Annotated in this window: 16 protein-coding genes; 9 read left to right on the top strand and 7 right to left on the bottom strand. The window is 40.2% G+C overall.

Annotated features, from left to right (window positions below):
* Positions 1-286 precede the first annotated feature (286 nt).
* The 5 genes from ABJK37_RS02630 to ABJK37_RS02610 all read left to right on the top strand — a co-directional run bounded on the left by ABJK37_RS02630 (position 287) and on the right by ABJK37_RS02610 (position 3581).
* Positions 287-715 (top strand): hypothetical protein, encoded by a 429-nt coding sequence (locus ABJK37_RS02630; RefSeq protein WP_348349812.1) that lies wholly within the window; start codon positions 287-289, stop codon positions 713-715.
* Positions 716-775: 60 nt separating this feature from the next.
* Positions 776-1201 (top strand): hypothetical protein, encoded by a 426-nt coding sequence (locus tag ABJK37_RS02625; protein WP_348349810.1) that lies wholly within the window; start codon positions 776-778, stop codon positions 1199-1201.
* 89 nt (positions 1202-1290) lie between these two features.
* A complete protein-coding gene (locus tag ABJK37_RS02620; RefSeq protein ID WP_348349808.1) occupies positions 1291-2187 on the top strand; it encodes a PhzF family phenazine biosynthesis protein in 897 nt (298 codons plus the stop codon).
* A 108-nt stretch (positions 2188-2295) separates the two neighbouring features.
* The gene (locus ABJK37_RS02615; RefSeq protein WP_348349806.1) at positions 2296-2934 is read left to right on the top strand and encodes a LysE family translocator; all 639 of its coding nucleotides are present in this window, start codon (positions 2296-2298) and stop codon (positions 2932-2934) included.
* Positions 2935-3044: 110 nt separating this feature from the next.
* Positions 3045-3581 (top strand): GrpB family protein, encoded by a 537-nt coding sequence (locus ABJK37_RS02610; protein WP_348349804.1) that lies wholly within the window; start codon positions 3045-3047, stop codon positions 3579-3581.
* A 328-nt stretch (positions 3582-3909) separates the two neighbouring features.
* Here the strand turns inward: ABJK37_RS02610 and ABJK37_RS02605 are convergent, their stop codons facing one another.
* Positions 3910-4815, bottom strand: coding sequence for a LysR family transcriptional regulator (locus ABJK37_RS02605; RefSeq protein WP_348349802.1), 906 nt, complete (start codon positions 4813-4815; stop codon positions 3910-3912).
* A 113-nt stretch (positions 4816-4928) separates the two neighbouring features.
* Between ABJK37_RS02605 and ABJK37_RS02600 the strand changes: the two genes are divergently transcribed.
* Both ABJK37_RS02600 and ABJK37_RS02595 read left to right on the top strand, forming a co-directional pair.
* The gene (locus tag ABJK37_RS02600) at positions 4929-6227 is read left to right on the top strand and encodes an SGNH/GDSL hydrolase family protein (protein WP_348349800.1); all 1299 of its coding nucleotides are present in this window, start codon (positions 4929-4931) and stop codon (positions 6225-6227) included.
* The gene (locus ABJK37_RS02595; protein WP_348349798.1) at positions 6227-7330 is read left to right on the top strand and encodes an alkene reductase; all 1104 of its coding nucleotides are present in this window, start codon (positions 6227-6229) and stop codon (positions 7328-7330) included. The genes ABJK37_RS02600 and ABJK37_RS02595 overlap by 1 nt, the downstream gene beginning before the upstream one ends.
* A gap of 310 nt (positions 7331-7640) precedes the next feature.
* On the opposite strand, the gene ABJK37_RS02590 is transcribed toward ABJK37_RS02595, so the two are convergent.
* Positions 7641-9986: a fatty acid cis/trans isomerase gene (locus tag ABJK37_RS02590; RefSeq protein ID WP_348349796.1), complete on the bottom strand. Its 2346-nt coding sequence runs from the start codon at positions 9984-9986 to the stop codon at positions 7641-7643.
* 387 nt (positions 9987-10373) lie between these two features.
* On the opposite strand from ABJK37_RS02590, the gene ABJK37_RS02585 reads away from it, so the two are divergent.
* Positions 10374-10940: a BON domain-containing protein gene (locus ABJK37_RS02585; RefSeq protein ID WP_348349794.1), complete on the top strand. Its 567-nt coding sequence runs from the start codon at positions 10374-10376 to the stop codon at positions 10938-10940.
* A gap of 300 nt (positions 10941-11240) precedes the next feature.
* Here ABJK37_RS02585 and ABJK37_RS02580 read toward each other — a convergent pair whose 3' ends face one another.
* Genes ABJK37_RS02580 through ABJK37_RS02560 form a run of 5 tightly spaced genes read right to left on the bottom strand, consistent with a single transcriptional unit; the run spans position 11241 to position 16789 of the window.
* Positions 11241-13211 (bottom strand): response regulator, encoded by a 1971-nt coding sequence (locus ABJK37_RS02580; RefSeq protein WP_348349792.1) that lies wholly within the window; start codon positions 13209-13211, stop codon positions 11241-11243.
* A gap of 28 nt (positions 13212-13239) precedes the next feature.
* On the bottom strand, positions 13240-13695 hold the full coding sequence (locus ABJK37_RS02575) for a response regulator (RefSeq protein WP_348349790.1): 456 nt from the start codon (positions 13693-13695) through the stop codon (positions 13240-13242).
* Between the two features lie 4 nt (positions 13696-13699).
* A complete protein-coding gene (locus ABJK37_RS02570; RefSeq protein ID WP_348349788.1) occupies positions 13700-15190 on the bottom strand; it encodes an ATP-binding protein in 1491 nt (496 codons plus the stop codon).
* A 1-nt stretch (position 15191) separates the two neighbouring features.
* Positions 15192-15407: a histidine kinase gene (locus ABJK37_RS02565; RefSeq protein WP_348349786.1), complete on the bottom strand. Its 216-nt coding sequence runs from the start codon at positions 15405-15407 to the stop codon at positions 15192-15194.
* 53 nt (positions 15408-15460) lie between these two features.
* On the bottom strand, positions 15461-16789 hold the full coding sequence (locus ABJK37_RS02560; protein ID WP_348349784.1) for a sigma-54 dependent transcriptional regulator: 1329 nt from the start codon (positions 16787-16789) through the stop codon (positions 15461-15463).
* Between the two features lie 376 nt (positions 16790-17165).
* Between ABJK37_RS02560 and ABJK37_RS02555 the strand changes: the two genes are divergently transcribed.
* Positions 17166-17615 (top strand): PA2169 family four-helix-bundle protein, encoded by a 450-nt coding sequence (locus ABJK37_RS02555; RefSeq protein WP_348349782.1) that lies wholly within the window; start codon positions 17166-17168, stop codon positions 17613-17615.
* Positions 17616-17738: the final 123 nt, after the last annotated feature.

Here is a 17738-nt window from a genome sequence, read left to right as displayed (position 1 = left end):
AGCTTTTTAGCTCGTCACAGTCGGTAAAAAAGGTTCACGTAGCTAGTAAGTTCTGGCAATATCAATCATCAAACACTGACAAAGGTAAGGCAACGGACAATGCATCACGCAAATTTAAACAGGGCTGTCGCAGTTTGTTAGTTCATCAATCAATTCAAACAGCAGCACGCGATGCCGCTGCTAACAAAAACATCAACCAGAAAATTACTCGCTAGACTACGCCCAAAGCGTTTCGTATTTTCTGGTCATGTTAAGCGTTAGCATCACATCCAAAAAGGAGTATTTAATGAAATGTATTCTAATTTTTCTGGCTATATTTTACTCGAGCGTTTCTACTGCCGATACGCTGAAAGATAAAGAAGAGGCCATGGCTCTTGCTTTATCAATAATGGAACTTGTAGGTAAAGGAAAGACGGAAGATGGCCTTAAATTAGCCAAGCCATATTTGATTATTCCTGATCACGAATTTGAAGGCGTCCTAAATTCTTTAAGAATGCAGGCCCCAGCAATAGAGCAGCGGTTCGGCAAGACATTAGGCATGGAGTTCTCTCAAATACAGGAAGTTGGCGAATCTCTGATGCTGGTTATGTACATTCAAAAATTTGAAAAGCACATGATGCGTTGGAAGTTCTACTTTTATAAACCTAGTGATGGCTGGGTATTAAATACATTCAACACTGATGATCAAATTCAGTTAATGTTCCAAGGCTTCTAATGCTAACAAATACAGTCAGCATCCGCCTTCGGGCTGGACGCGCTAACGCTTTGGATTAGCATGGAAATAAAACTAGGCATAGGATTAGATGGAATTAGTTTTGGCGTTTCTCAAGATTACTTAAAAGAGCTGATTGGGGAACCAGACAAGATTGACTTAGATAATGATGAGTTTCCTCTACTCAAATACAATAAACTAATGTGTACATTTTGGATGGATGAAAACGACAGAGTACATTGGATTCAAAGCTCCAATCCATTGCTGTTTTTGCAAAATACGAAAGTTATTGGCATGGAAGTAATAGATATCCTCTCTAAGCTTGCTTCAGTATTTGGGTATTCTCATGAATTTGAAGATTATGGATCAATGGAAAGTTATTCCTTTCCCGAACATGAACTGGAGATTCAATCAGAATACGGTATCGTTACAAACATTTGCTTTGGTCACTATTGGAAAGATGATGAACCTTTGTACACTAATGTCTAACAAAAAGCTCAATCAGAAAACCACTCACTGGCTTCGTCAATGCGTTCGTGTTTTCTGCTTAGCCTAAGCGTTAAGCGCAAGGGAAATTCATGCATACATTAAGATTCAAAAAGATAGATGCTTTTGCCTCCCAATATTCAACAGGGAATCCAGCTGCTGTAGTATATCTTGACTCAGCAGAAAAGCTTTCCAGTGCGGAAATGTTACAACTAGCAAAAGAACTGAAAGGGTTTGTCAGTGAGGTTGGTTATGTCAGTCCAGGGACTGATACTGATTACCACCTTCGATATTTTTCTTCTGAAGGAGAGGTCGCCTTCTGCGGGCATGCAACAATTGCTATCCTAAACGACATCGTCGCCAATAGTAAGACAATGCAAGAAAAGCCAATACTGTCTATCTCGACAATGACTGACAATTTAATGGTTGAAAACCGTTACAAAAGTGAGAAAAGCGTTTATATATCTGCACCACCCGCTCGGTTCTCCTCAAAAAATATTAGCATAACTGAAATTGTTTCAGCATTTAATTGTCACATTAATGACATTGACCAATTACTACCAATCCAAATTGTAAACGGAGGGCTTGAGACTCTTATTGTCCCTATAGCTGGACTTGAGTCCATACTTACTGTGACCCCAGACCTTCAGACTCTCAACAAATTTTGCTTACAAATTGGAGTGGATATTATTATCTTGTATTCGTCAGAAACTGTCACTCAAGAGAGTAAATATCGGACCAGAGTCTTCGCACCAACATTTGGTTACCTTGAAGATCCAGCAACAGGGTCAGGAAACTCAGCTTTAGGTTATTATCTCTTAAAGCACGGTAAGTGGGATGGCGAGATGATTAAAATAGAGCAAAATAGTTTCCGAGACTCCCCGAATTACGTGCAGCTTTTTTCGAGAGAAACTGATATTGAAAATTGTCAGGTCTGGTTTGGTGGAGGTGCAGTCTTAAGGATAGATGGGGTATATGTTTTATCCTAAAAAACCAGCCCCACATGGCCTTACAAGAAAGTAAACGAACGGTTTCACCATTATTTCTTATGGCGTTAGCTGCTCGTTTGGTAACACTACTTTTGTCGGAGAAAAACTATGGATATAAACAACATCTTGGCATTCATGGCGGTTGCTACGCTTCTCGTCATTTCTCCAGGTCCAAACGGTATGCTTATCGCAAAGACAGTGCCGCTTGCGGGTCATAAAGCTGGCATTTTAAATGTGTGCGGTTTTGTCGCAGCATTCTATGTGCATGGCACGCTTTCAGTTTTCGGGATATCTGTTTTACTTTTGCAATCAGGACAGGCCTTTTTCATATTTAAAATGCTGGGTGCTGCTTACCTAGTCTGGTTAGGAATAAAAGCACTGAAGAATGCTTTAGCTCACTCTGCAAAACCTCCAATGAATGCAGCCCAAATCGCAGAAAGACCAATCTCGCTCACTGCCGCTTTTTTGGAAGGTTTTCTCACTAACATGCTTAATCCTAAAGTGTCCATGTTTTACCTTGCAGCATTCCCACAATTTTTGTCGGCAAATAGTAGTGCATTGAATGCTTATTCGCTTGTATCAGCCCATGTTGTAGTCAATTCTCTATGGTTTATAGGCATGGTCTTTACCTTATCAAAAGTAAAAAGTGCTACAGATAATCCAAAATTTAAAATATGGTTAAATTCAATCACAGGGCTAGTATTTATTGGGTTTGGCGCTAAATTAGCACTTTCGAAAAACGGCTAATAAGGTACTAAGCTCGCTCCCTTCGGTCGCTGGGACAAAAACACAATGCTGCTTCGCTTTATTGTATCGTGTTTTTGCCTGTTAGCTTAAAGTTAGGTAGAAAGCAGATTATGCGAATTATAGAAGTTGTTGAATATAACGATGATTGGCCTCGTCTATTTGAAATAGAAAAGCAATTGATAATCTCAAGCCTACCTATTAAAAATTTATGGGTTCATCATATTGGCAGTACAGCTGTAAGTGGACTTGCCGCTAAACCAATTATTGATATATTGTTAGAAATCGAAGAAATAGAAGCTTTGGATGGGTGCAATGAAATATTTGAGTCCATCGGTTACGAGTGTAAGGGTGAATTTGGTATTTCTGGGCGTCGATATTTTCAGAAGGGTGGATGTAAGCGGTCTCACCAAATTCATGCATTCAGTAAGGCCTCAGAGAACTCCATTAGACATCTAGCTTTTAAAGAGTATTTAATTACACATCCGGCGGTCGCACAAGAGTATGCAGGGATTAAACTGGATGCTGCTAAAAATTGCAATAATGATATTGGAGTGTACTGTGACGGCAAAGACGAGTTTGTGAAGACGCATGAAAAGCATGCAGTACAGTGGTATAAAAATGCTAACAAAAAGCTGCACTGGGAATAGTTTAACTACGTTCGTTTTTGTGCACTCCGCTGTTCTGTCTTTTCGCACAAAAACGCTCTGCGTAAAACAATTCGGTTTGCTAGTATTTACCTTCTCAATTTTGATGTTTCGTTTACTTTTATGGGTAAAAGTATTGGGGCCAATGTCACTCGTAACATTTCTTATTATGTCTATTTAACATGGGGGGCTTGGTACTTTGTTTTGAACGTAGAAACTTGCATACTGTTAGTTTCAATATGATTGTAGATCGCGGGTAAATCATAGTCTGTATCAACACATTGAATAGCCCAAATCAATGGGGCAGACTCGTACGTAGTATTTTATTTGATTACTTTATTTTTACCCGTGAATATAAAAAATCAATAAAGGCTCTAATTCTATTAGGTAGTATCCCTCCTTGACCGACATAAACAGCATATACATCCTCTGTGGAGCTTGGCGTGTAGTCTTCTAGAACAGAAACGAGTAGCCCTTTCTCCAAATCGTCTTCGACTTGAAAATACGCTAACCTGGCAATACCCAAGCCTGACAACACAAGGTGGCGCAAAGTATCACCATCGCTCACTTTGATATTTCCTTGGGGCGCTATCATTCTCTCTTTTCCATCGACTATAAAAGGCCACTCACGAGTAACCCGGGAGAATGTAAAGTCGAGTAAATTGTGAGTTTTTAGCTCCTCGGGTGATTGCAGATTACCATTGATTTTCAGGTAAGTTGGGGTACTGACGACCACCATCCTAGCGGTACCAAGTTTCTTTGATATAAGGTTAGAATCTGACAGATTTCCCGTTCTGATAGCAATATCTGCACTTTCTTCCAGAACATTGATTACCTTGTCTGTTAATTCAAGGTGAATACTAATTTCTGGATAAGCTGCCAAAAAATCTGGGAGCAGGGGTAGAACATACTTCTTACCAAACGGAATGTTGCAGTTAACTCTGATTTTTCCTGACGGCTTGGTTTGTCTCCCAACTATGCTTTCGGCTTCATTTAAAGCAGCTATAATTTCCAATCCATGTTCATAAAAGACACAACCCTCGCTCGTTAGTGTGAGTTTCCTAGTAGAGCGGTTAAACAATCTTGCGCCTAAGCGCTGTTCTAACTTTGAAATAGTTTTACTAACTGAAGATGGAGTATTATCAAAAAAACGGGCTGCTGCAGAAAAGTTTCCAAACTCAACTACTTTCAAGAAGACCTCTAGCTCTGCAGAACGATTAAATTCGTTTTTCGCCATCTATTTAAATCCGACCTTTGACTTTATGGCACATATAATATTCCTCTTTGAATATTTTTCACACTATTTAATTATTTAACAATGACTGCATTCAATTTAATAGGCATGTAGTTATGGAAAAAACAAATAGTGTTTCAGTTTATCAATTAATAATTGGTCTCCTTTTGGTTCTGTTATTAGAGCCTGTTTTGGCAAGTAACTTGCCTTCTCACTTTGTCACTTCTTGGACATCTAGTCCGCAAGCTATATGGGGCGAAGACTTCATTTTCCCCACAAATATTCCGCCCAAACTGGAAAATCAAACGATAAGGCAAAGTGTCAGGGTCAGTTTAGGAGGCGATAGCTTTAGAATAGAAATGTCAAATGCCTACGGGAGCAACCCTGTTAAATTAGGTAGAGTGACGGTTGGACTTCCCGTAAGTGAGAAAGACAATTATGCACTAGAGCAGACCAGCACGGTCACTTTCGGTGGAGCAGTAGAGGCCACTATCCAGCCCGGAGCTGTGCTACTGAGTGATATAATTCCGCTTCAAATACCGCCTTTATCAAGCATTGTGATATCGGCATACCTCCCTGAAAAAACAGAGTTAGGGGCATTCCACTGGGATGGAAGACAGACAAATTTTATCGTTTCCGGTGACCAGAGTCAGGCTTCAGTTCTAAGTTCAAAAAGATATGCAACTACAGCCCGCTTGTTAATCAGTGCTCTGTTTGTTAGAAACGAAGGAGCTAGTGCTATCGCCGTAATCGGAGATTCGATTACGGATGGTGCGACAGCGAGTCTTGATAATAATGCGCGGTGGACTGACTTTCTTGCTGAGCGTATGAAAAGGCAGAATATCGCGGTATTTAATGCCGGGATCTCCGGGGCAAGATTATTATCTGATGGGATGGGAAGTAATGCCCTAAGTCGACTTAACCGAGACGTTATCTCAAAACCCGGCGCTACAAGTCTTATTGTGTTGCTAGGAATAAACGACATTGCCTGGCCAGGAACTCTTTTTGCGCCAAGCAGCGAAAGACCCAGTCTCAAAAAGCTGATTGCAGGTTTCACTCAGCTTGCAGAACAAACACATTTTCATGGAATTAAAATCTATGTTGCCACTCTTCCTCCATTTGAAGGTGCATTACCCAATACGGCGTTGAATGATTACTATAACGAAGAAAAAAATGCACTTCGTTTGGCATTAAATAACTGGATCAGAAACGCAGATGTTTTCGATGGTGTCATCGACTTTGATAGGATACTTCAGTCTGAGAACAACCCAAATAAGATAAAAAAGGAATTTGACTCTGGCGACCACCTCCATCCTAGTGATGCTGGGAATAAAGCTATGGCTTATGGCGTTGATTTAAAGATGTTTACAAACCAAACCGGACTAAAGCTAACTGAAGAGGGAGCGAAGGAATAATGCTTTTTTCAAAATATCAGCTAAATGGCAATCAGCTAAAAAATCGTATCGTTATGCCTCCAATGACGAGAGCGAGAGCTGGCACTGGAAATATTGCCACACCGCTAATGGCTGAGTATTACGCTCAGCGAGCATCAGCAGGCCTCATCATTTCAGAAGGGACCCAAATTAGTCAGCAAGGTCAAGGGTATGCCTGGACACCTGGAATTTATACAAACGAACAGGTAAAAGGATGGAAGAAAGTAACGAGTGAAGTACATCAATCAGGAGGGATTATTTATGCGCAACTCTGGCATGTCGGCCGGGTATCCCACAGTTCATTACAACCTGGTAATTCGGCACCCATTAGTTCGTCAGCTATCAAGGCTGACGGAGTGAGTGTATTCATCGACCCAAAAATGTCCGGACCTGAGAAAGGTGTCGGAGAGATGGTTCAACACTCAATGCCTCGGGCGATGACATTAGAGGAAATCAAAAGCGTTGTTAATGAATTCAGGTTAGCAGCGAGAAACGCAAATATCGCTGGCTTTGATGGTGTTGAACTGCATGGGGCTAATGGGTATCTGATTAATCAGTTTATTGATTCTGAGGCGAATAAAAGGATTGACGCATACGGAGGAACTCTTCAAAAACGACTGCGATTCCTGCGCGAAGTAATCAATGCTGTTTGCAAGGAAACTCCTCCAGAGAAAATTGGTGTTCGTCTGGCTCCGCTAACAACGCTGCAAGGTACTATAGACACTACGCCAGAGGCGACGTATTTAGCCGTTGCTTCTTTACTTCAAGCGTTAAATGTAGGGTACATTCACATTGCAGAAGCGGATTGGGAAGATGCACCGATTATGCCTGCAGGCTTTAAAGAGGCGCTTCGTTTGATTTACAAGGGTACGATCATTTATTCAGGGAAATATGATTTAGCCAAGGCTCAGCATGCTCTTCAAAATAACTGGGCAGATTTAATTGGTTTTGGTCGACCATTCATTGCAAATCCTGATCTTCCCTTGAGACTTTTTAAAGGGTTACCCTTGAACACACCTCAAACGGACTATTTTTTTGGTGGAAATCATATCGGCTACACAGACTATCAATTTATCAATATGTGATTTAAGACTTTGAATTTAGATGGGCTGCTTGCGTAGCCCTATTTTGATCTCTAAAAAAGCGAATCGAGACTGATTTCTTTGAGGTTGAAAGACTATAATTCGCTCAGGTTGTGTGAAAACTAAGTCATATTTTTGAGTAAGACACATATTTACATCAGTTCTCGGTTAAATAATGGCTTGAAAATAGTTTTCATATAATCTGCGCTCTTATCTGACAGTCAGAATAAATCAAAGTTAAACATCTCAGGCTGTTAGGTTAGATGTGAGTGACTGCGACCAAGCGTTCAAAACCGCTAAATTCATATGCGAATTATCGATTTTCTAATCGGTTAAAGTCTAGGACACCATATTCTAAGGGATTGAGTTGTTTAAAATACTGATGCATTGCATCCGCAAATTCCCAAAAGTTTGTTGAAGTCCGGTATACCGCATATTTTTCTCTGAGTGCCTGGTAGTCTTGCTCGGAACTTAACCCTTCAATACCATTAGCAAAATCTGCGAGTTCAGTTGTTTTTACTGTAAAGAAAGCGTTGGGATGTGACGTCAATAATCCTGGGGCAATAGTCATGGTATCTTCTGCTGGTAATCGTCTGTCTTCTTCTCCAAATAAATGGGAAATGTTGTTGTAGGCGTTATGGCGTAACAAAGTATAAAAGTGAGCGTTTTGGCTCTCGGTGTCTACCACTCGTACAATCGAAGATTGTGGGATCAGTGAAGCACTTATCCCTTGTACCTTGTTAATTTGTTGCAGTGAATCCAAGACAGATTTTTGTTTTAGACCGCGTTTTAGATGGTGTTGTTGATTGCTAACGTCAGCAAAATGATTTCGTAATCTTTGGTACAACTCGTTTAACGGTTGTTCGGTTTTGTAATTAAGGTCGGATTCTACAGACGTTTGATTTGCATCATATACATATTTTTCGACTTCACTGACTGAGCCGCGATACCATTTTTCCCTAACTTCTTGCCTGTTCTTTTTGGGCAAAAAACTCAGAAAGTTAAACTCACCTTCCATACGTAGAAAATCCATATACATTCGGCTATTTAACTGATGTCCAACATTACCGTATACATCAAATCCAGCAACCAACAGATAGTGGATCCTTTCGAACAGCGGATAAGTCAACACCCACGCCGTTTGTGGTTGGTCACCAATCAGACCTTTTACAACAGTTGCCGCATCGTTATGACGAAAAATAGTTAGGGTTGCGTTGTCGTTTTTTTCAGCCTTATCTCCACTCCCATCCCACAAAAGGTCTAGGGTTACCTTTATTTTGTCTTTCAAGTGTTGTTCAATAAATTCGGATTTAGCTTGTAAATATTGCTTTTCTTTTGCCGCATACGTTAACCAAGACGTGGGCAATGCATTACTTTGTGCTTCTGCTGGCAAGGATATTTTTTGTCTAGCCCGTTGCATAAATTCATTATTATTTTCAACCACATCCAAGTCGGGAGACGCAAAGAATACCCAGAAATGGTCGTTAATCACATTTAATGCCAACTGCCCTCTACAAACTGGTCCTTTAATAAATTGCATTATGGTGTTTTGCGCTTCGTCTAACATGTATTTGTATCTGGCTTTCAGTGGTATTTGCGCAAAACTGATAAAGGGATTCGATGCTTCTTCAGGTTGATAAGAGGGGAGTTTATCAACGGTGTAATCTGCTTCTAAGAACCATTTTGACCAACGCTCCATCCTAGCAGCGTCTAGTGTTATTGGCATATGAGACTTATGCACGATAGTTTCCAACACGGGTTGTATTCGATAATAAACTCGAGGCACTTTAGGGTCGTCGAATGGGCGGCGCGTAAAAATTCCCTGTATTGGCTGACCAGGTTGACTGCTCGATCTAACCAGTTTGAAAAACTGCTTGTTTTCGGAGTCGCTAAACTGAAGATTGACCAAAAATAAGTGTTCAAACAAATAACGACTCATTAACCGAGCTTTTTTACTGTCCTGGTTTAAGAACGACTCCCAGCTATTAATTAGAGCTTGAGTCTCTGGGCTGATTGGCTGCGGTTGCGGTTGAGTGGCACCGTGAATTATCCAATCAATAAGATGTTGATGCTCTAGATTATCAATAGCCGGTAATCCGTATGGCATGCCCCACAAGGGATAATCTGATGCATAATCGTCAAACTCTTTGTCAGTCGGACATTGGTAGTCGCGGTTTAAATCTAGTTCAAATTCTTTAGGTAGTATTTTTTGAATCGGAAGGGGATTAGCCTCCTTTAGTAACAACATTTGGGCTAGGAGACTATTTTCTTGATTGTGTTTAGTGGTACCCGGTTGATCAGATACAACTGGGAAAAAGTCTTTTTCACGCCATTGATCAACAGAATGACCATCTTCAAAAAGCCGAGAGAGATTGGCTTCAAGTAGGCGCTCTCCATCGTAAACACGCTCCTTATTAGCGCCTCTTGTTAGACCTTCAAAAGAGCCTAGCTTCAACTGACACGGCGCGTCGTAGCAGGCATGACAAACCACACATCGATTCTCAAGGATCGGCCGCACATCATCGGTGTAACTTGTATGTAAGTTGTTTTGAGGAACCACAACGACCGTGTCACTTTCACTCATAAAGCTTTGTGTAGCGATAATAATGGCGGCAACAGAGACTAACGCTAAAATAACTGCGAGCAAACGTGTATTCATAATTTGTCGATAAACCTGAAAGATAATCTGTTTAAAATAACCCATAAATAATTGAGTCGGCTGGTGCTGCGCAACGCTGCCTAGACAACTTACTTTACCGTGTTTTCATGCCAGTGTGTCAATTACCTATATCAAAATAGCTAGCAGGGGATAGCCTTTAATCCAGTTCTTAGGGCGTGAATGAGTTTTTATTGAGTTTGATATTCATAGTTTCTAATCATTGTAACTGCTGATGATGTGAAATTTTTACATAGTACTAAGCAACAGTTACAAGCTTTTTTCTGATCTTGAATTAGAATAATTTGAAAAAAATCAATAATATCAGTTGGTTATGTTTTGGCATCGAACTGGCATTAGTTCCTGTGAACTTTTAACAGGAGAAAAATTATGAAACGTACAACTATTTCAATTCTTATCGCAACTGCTATTAGTACCGCTTCTTTAAACGTACATGCAGAAAACACTTGGAAAGACGGTGCTAAAGACGCATGGATAGATGGTAAAGCCGAATCAACATTACTATTTAACGGCAACCTAAATTCGTTCGACATCAATACCGATGTTAAAAATGGAACAGTAGTGTTGACGGGTAAAGTTGACAACTCTGTAGATAAAGCCTTAGCGGAAGAGCTGGTTGCTTCTCTTGAAGGTGTGACTGATGTTGACAACAAACTATCTATAGTTTCAAACGAAGACGAAAAACAAGATGATGAGATGATGCAAACGCTCAAAGATTCTAAAGTTGAAACTGTGGTTAAAACTAGATTGTTGTTTGAATCACAAGTGAGTGGTCTAGACATCGAAGTAGAGGTTAACGCTGGTGAGGTAACGCTTACAGGTAGTGTTGATTCTGACTCAGAACGAGATCTAGCGGTTGCCATTGCCAAAAACACTGATGACGTGACAAGTGTTATCGATAAACTTGAACTTAAAGAACTTGTAGCACGTAACTAAGTTATATCATTTAAAATCTACCGCGCCTTTATGGCGCGGTTCTTCATTTTAGGAGTATTGGTTATTCACTTATTTAATCTAAACCCCACAAGATTTTTTCGTTCTTCGACACCCAGCGTTATCAACACTTCGGTTTGTAAATCAATCAGCCATTTTAATTGGTTTGCCCGCTATGATAAGGCTAGCGAAATGGGCTCAACGAATCACTCTGAGAACCGTCACTACTGTAATAAAACCCAAAACTAAGAGGCCATTAGAGCAACAAGGAAAATTATTTTTGCGCCATAGAAACACAAATATTTAATGTGTTAATTCTTGTAGTTTCTCTTTATTAAGAGGTTTCAAAATGGCGCGACTAGCGCCATGACCAGTGATTGCAGCCTTGTCTATTTCTGCACCACTAACGATCACTATTTCTGTGGACCTGCTTTGAGTAGAGAGGTACTTTGCCAACTCCAATCCGTTTCCGTCGGGTAAATGTACATCGACTAAAATTTTATCCCAGTTCTTACGACTAGTGAGTTTCTCTTTACACGCTTGAGCTGTATGCGCCACTTCGACTTTCACTCCCAGTGATTCAAGTAATATTTGGGTGATCTGTGCGGCGTCAACGTCATCTTCAACTAGCATAAAATATTGTGCTTGTTGATCCATCTGCTCAATATTCGCTTGTTCTTGTGGGGCGGATGTTGTTGTAGCCTTAGCATTAATCACTAAGGACAGATGTTTATATAACAGCATCTTATCAATGGGTTTTGACACTAAATTGTCGAACCCTAAGGTTTGTAAGTTTTCCTTAACACCTTTCATATTGGCAGCGGTTAGCGCCAATATAGGTTGTTTACCACCGCGTTTTCTGATTTCTACGACTGCTTCTTTTCCATCCATTTCGGGCATATGAATGTCCATTAAGATCGCGGCATACGGATCACCTTTTTCAATGCTGGATAGGGTTTTTTCGACCGCCTGCTTGCCGTTTTCAGCAAAGTCTACATTAAGGCCAAATGTTTTTACGGTGTGACCAATCAGCATCCTGATATCTGCTACATCGTCTACCACTAAAACCCGACCTGAAAGCGGGGGAGTTGCGGCATTTTTTTCTCCCGTCACTTTTCTATGTAACGACAAATAACACAATTTAGTGCCAGCTAGGTTGGGGCATGAAATACTTAAAGTAAAACAGCTGCCTTTTCCTACGGTGGATTTTACTGCGATACCTCCACCAAGTTTATTAGCAAGTTCTGAAGAAATGGCGAGACCTAATCCGCTGCCAGTTTCCTTTCGGGAGATGGTGTCTTCTACTTGTTCGAATGGTTGGAAAATTTTATCAATGGCCTCAGCTGGAATGCCTTTTCCCGTATCGACTACTTCAAAAAATAAGGTGTATTGGTTATTGTCCAATTTGGCACTAACAGACACGCTTACTTTGCCACTGTCGGTAAACTTTATGCCATTGTGGATTAAATTGATCAACACTTGTCTCAGGCGTGTGGGGTCACAGTGAATTTCTTCAGGAAGCGCAGTAGTTGAAATTAAAGTCAGCTCAATGCCTTTATCGTTTGCCGCTACTTGCATCAGCGTATATATATCAGCCATAAAACTATTTAAGTTAAAAGTAGTGGGGGTTAACTCAAGTTTTTTAGCGGCTATTTTGGACAAGTCTAAAACATCATTCAGTAAGCTCAGTAGATGTTTACCGTTGTTGAGAATGATATTGAGTTCGTGGCAAACAGGTTGAGCTTTGTCGCTGTCTAGGAGTAGCTCTGTATAACCGAGAATCGAGGTTAAAGGGGTGCGTAATTCATGGCTAAGGTGGGCTAAAAATCGATCTTTAGAGCGAATTTGGGTTTCTACATTAATTCTCTCTAAACGCTCTTTTTGCACTTCTTGACGGGCTATGGCGTAACGAATTGCACGAGCAAATCTTGGACCGTCTAGTTCACTTTTGACAATGAAATCTACGGCTCCCGCATCTAAAGCCGCTTTGTCTAATACTTTGTCTGATTGACCTGTCAACATGATGATAGGCACGCGGCATTGCATTTCTGTGGCTTTTAATAAAACTGTTAAGCCATTGTGGGCACCCAGTTGATAATCTAATAAGCAGATATCATGTTGATTTAGTTTAAGTTTTTCAAGTGCTTCATTTGGGGTTGATACCCAGTCTATTTTAAATATATATTCGTCGAGTTCTTCTAGATAATCTTTAGCGATGACGTAATCATCTTCATCATCTTCAACAATTAGAATCCGCGCTTTTTTTTCTAACATAGTGATCTCAGAATAGACTTGGTTATCATTAATCGTGGTTAGGCAATTCTACAAATTCGATCCAGTATTTCCCAAGGGCTTTCATTAACTCAACTAAACCTTCGAAATTGACCGGTTTAGTGATAAAAGATGCGGCACCTAAGCCATAACCTTTGGCCATGTCTTCTTCTTGTTTAGATGTTGTGAGGATAACCACTGGGATGGCTTTTAATTCTGGATCTGACTTTAATTCTTTTAGCGCTTCTCTGCCGTCTTTTCGTGGCATATTAAGGTCCAGTAAAATTATGCCCGGCCAAGGGTAAGCTTCAACATCTGCATATTTACCTTCGCGTTTCAGGTAACTGATTAATTCCACTCCATCTTCTACACAAAGTAGATTGTTGAGTACTTTGCTTTCTTCTAGGGCTTCTTTGGTAAGCAACCTGTCATCTTCGTCGTCATCCGCCATCAATATTGTGATAGGTTTTTTAATTATTGTGTTCATGTATTCATCCGTTATTTTTAAATAGTGTGGCCCCAACTGGGAGGTTAATTGTAAATACAGAACCTTTGGTCAATTCACTTTTAGCCGAAATTGTGCCGCCATGTCGTTCAACTATACGCCTACAAACGGCTAATCCTATACCTGTTCCTTTATATTCAGATCTACCATGCAAACGTTGGAATGGCACAAATATCTTGTCAGCGAACTCTTGCTCAAAACCAATCCCATTATCCGTTAATGTAATCACATGCCATTGAACTGAGCGTTCGGTTAGTTCATCGTAGGATTCACTTTGCGTGTAACTAATGGATATTTTTGGCGATACTTCAGCTTTACGAAACTTGATTGCATTCGATAACAAATTTAAAAACAACTGATACATTTGCCCTTTGTCACCTTTCACAACAGGTAATGTGCCTACGGTTATTTGGCTGTTACTTTCTTCAATCGCTATTTCTAAATCACTCAAAATATCATCAATAAGCGCTGCCATGTCTACGTCGCTGAATTCTTTGCCTCGGGTCGTGATACGTGAGAACTCTAACAAGTCGTTAATTAAATTCGACATGCGCTCAGCGGCTATTTTCATTCGAGTAATGTAGTCAATACCTTTACCTTCGAGTTCTTCACCGTAGGTTGTCATGAGCCTGTCACCGAATGCGCGGATTTTACGTAGCGGTTCTTGTAGGTCGTGGGATGCAACAAAAGCAAAGTCTTCCAGCTCTCGGTTGCTACGAGTCAACTCTTCTGAATATACGGTTAACTCTTTGGTTCTGATTTTAACTTGTTCAGCGAGTCTATCGTTTTGTTGTTCTAAGGATTTACGAAGTTTGCCCTCATTGCCAATATTAATCCTTGCGAGTACTAACATGCCAAGTAACAGCAAAGCACTAATGGATCCTGAAATGATAAAGGTAATTTTGGCTTCCTTTTGAATCTTAAGAAGCTTTTCATATTGGCTATCTCTGAAGGCAATTTCAGCTTGTTGTAATTCGTTAATCAGTGACAGTATTTCTGTGTACCAATTTCTGCCGCGTCCCGTCATGATTAAGCCAATTGCGCGTTTTTCGTTGTTAACTAGCGCCAGCCCTACCGTAGTTTCCAACTCACTTATTTTTTTGGCGCTGATTTCTAACAAGTCGCTTATTTTTGACTGAGCCTGTTTATGTTGAAAGGTCTGTTTTTTGACAATATCCATTTGCGCAGATACTTCCTCTAGCGCTCTTCTATAGGGTTTTAGGTAATCATCTATTTCGGTTAATAAATAGCCCCGTTGTCCGGTTTCTGCTGACAGTACAGAAATATGTAGATTGTTTAGGGCCATAACTGACTCAGAGGTCTGAAATAATTGATGTTGCGTAGTGGATAAAGCGCTGATTGTCCTGATCGCCAAATAGGCGTTTCCGGCAATTAGACACAGTACAATGAGCGCAATCAACAACCAAGTAGGCAACGAGTTATCAAGTAGTCTTTTTTTTCTTAACTGTTCAACCATCTTATTTGTTACCGTGCTGGCTGCTTAGCACTTGCAGCGTATCGCTACATTCTTGACAGGCGTTGATGATTTTATCGATAGCCTCTATCCCTTTTTCTTTTGGCATATCATTTTCCAAAATCAGTTTAATGAGTTCTGCATTCATAGAAATACGATTCAGTGGCGACCTCGCGTCATGCACTAATTGATTTACAGACTGGTCTTCATCAGATGACATGGTTTTCTCCACAGAATTTAAGAGACTATTAACTTAGCAAATGTAACGGATGTCTATTCCGCAAAGTCACCATAAGCGTGTAAGCGGTTGTAGAGTGTTTTAGTACTAATCCCCAACATTTCTGCCGCAGCGGTCTTATTACCCTCTACTTTTTCTAAGGTGATACGGATCAATTCTTTTTCAACATTTTCGATTGTTTGACCAGCCGTGACGTTATTGTCTTGTTTTTTTGTCTGTGAAAAAGGCGACTCAAATGTGTGCGGTAACTGGATTTCATTACCCTTTGGATCGCTCATAATAAATGCGCGATGTACGCTATGTCTGAGTTCTCGTACATTGCCTGGCCAGTCGAACTTGCTCAACCTCTCTAGTTGCGCATCGGTCCACACATATTCACAGCCATTTTCTGAGTTAAGTTCTTCTAAAAATGCTTTTGCCAAAAGAGGGATATCTTCCTTACGCTCTCGTAACGAAGGTATGTGAATCGGAAATACTGCTAATCTAAAGTAAATGTCCTCACGTAATACTTTGTCTGTGGCAATTGACTCCATTGTTCTGTTGCTGGCTGAAACCACTCTACAATTAACCGGGATCTCTTTCGTTCCACCAACTTTTATGACTTTTTTACTTTCTAATACTCTGAGCAAATTAGGCTGCATATCAATGGGCATTTCGGTTACTTCATCCAAAAACAGCGTGCCATCCTCGGCTCGTTCAAATACTCCTTCTTTTTTAGCCACGGCCCCGGTAAACGCACCTTTTTCATGGCCAAATAATTCACTACCAATCAACTCCTTGGACAGCGCGCCGCAGTTAGTCGTCACTAGTTGACCTTTTACTTGGCTCGCTTTATGAATAGCAGTGGCTACCACTTCTTTACCCACACCACTGCTGCCCATCAGCATGACATTGGCAGAGGTTTTAGCGACCCGCTCTATCATCAAATACAATTCTTGCATGGGTGCAGATTCACCAATTAAACATCCAAAGTGACGCTTAATTGATGAAGTTTTGGCTTGAGGTTTAATTTTGGGCTGCTTAGATAACACCCCTTCAATATCTTCACGTTGCAGTGGTTTTACTAAATAGCCCATCTGGGGACCACTTATTTCAGCAAGAATACCCTTCACTGACGGGTGACCTGTAATAAAAGTAACCTGTGCCTTTGATTGTATTTTTTTGAGATGATCGATTAAATGTAAGCCACTGCCATCTGGTAGCATAAAGTCCAACAATATATGCTCAAAAGGTTGGCTATCAAGCCACTCATATGCTTCTTTTAAATTAGCGGCAACTGATACATGGTGCCCTAAAAATTCAATAATGTTAGCTGCTACATCAGTAAATTCGTTGTCGTCATCGACTAATAATACGTTTAACAATGGTTATCCTCATGCAGAGTTAGGTCATCGAATTGATCGATTTTATAGTGAAAGATAGTGTAGGCGAGTACATTACTATCGAGACTTAACTGCGGCCTAACTATTTATTATTCAAGGTATTGGTAAACAAACAGACACATTAAAAAGTAGATTAATCATTTTATCAACTTAGGTCAGTAAAACTGATTTGTAAAATCTTCACGATTTCTTGTAAATCATTCATCACACATTAAGTGAAATACCATTCTGTGAATCTGAAAATAAAAAATATCTTTATTTATCAGTGGATTAGACTTTTATTTAATAATGGAATGTCAGTTGCTTATTGTATCATAAGCTAGCAATGGCTAGTGGTACAATCAAAACAGGAGTTAATATGTTAAATCAGACAACAAGTGTAGAGAAAGTAACAGACGTCATTCAAGTTATGAAAGCAGGCGTTGAGTTTTACAATGACGCAATTGAACAAGTGAACGATACATTTGTCAAAAATACCTTCAGAAAAATGGTGACAAACAAAGAAGCTGCGATACAAGCTTTGCAACCACTTGCCATTGACGAGCAAGGAGAGATTGAAGATGGCACATCTTTAGCTGTCGATTCACGTAAAATGTATACCAAATTTGCAGCGTTGTTTGCCAGCGACGAGGATTACACCTACGTCAAACAACTTGAAGAAGTCGAAGACAAGGTGCTTGAAGTATTAGACGATGCCTTAAACCAAGAGCAGCCCGTTCAAGCCTTGAATACCCTGACGTATATTAGAGCTGATGCACAACTGTTGCATGATGAGATGAAAGCGCTTCAGGAACAAACAAAACACTAAACTCATCGAATAAAAAATAACAAAGCCCAATAGTGCTAAGCGCTATTGGGCTTTTTTTGTCAACTGGTTTCAGTTTATGTAGCCAATGTTGAGTATTGTTGTGTGTATGGATTGGTCCTTCAC

Source organism: Paraglaciecola sp. (assembly GCF_039964565.1).
Taxonomy (GTDB): domain Bacteria; phylum Pseudomonadota; class Gammaproteobacteria; order Enterobacterales; family Alteromonadaceae; genus Paraglaciecola.
The sequence above is the reverse complement of the archived record's forward strand: the minus strand, read 5'-3'. Positions and strand labels throughout refer to the sequence as shown.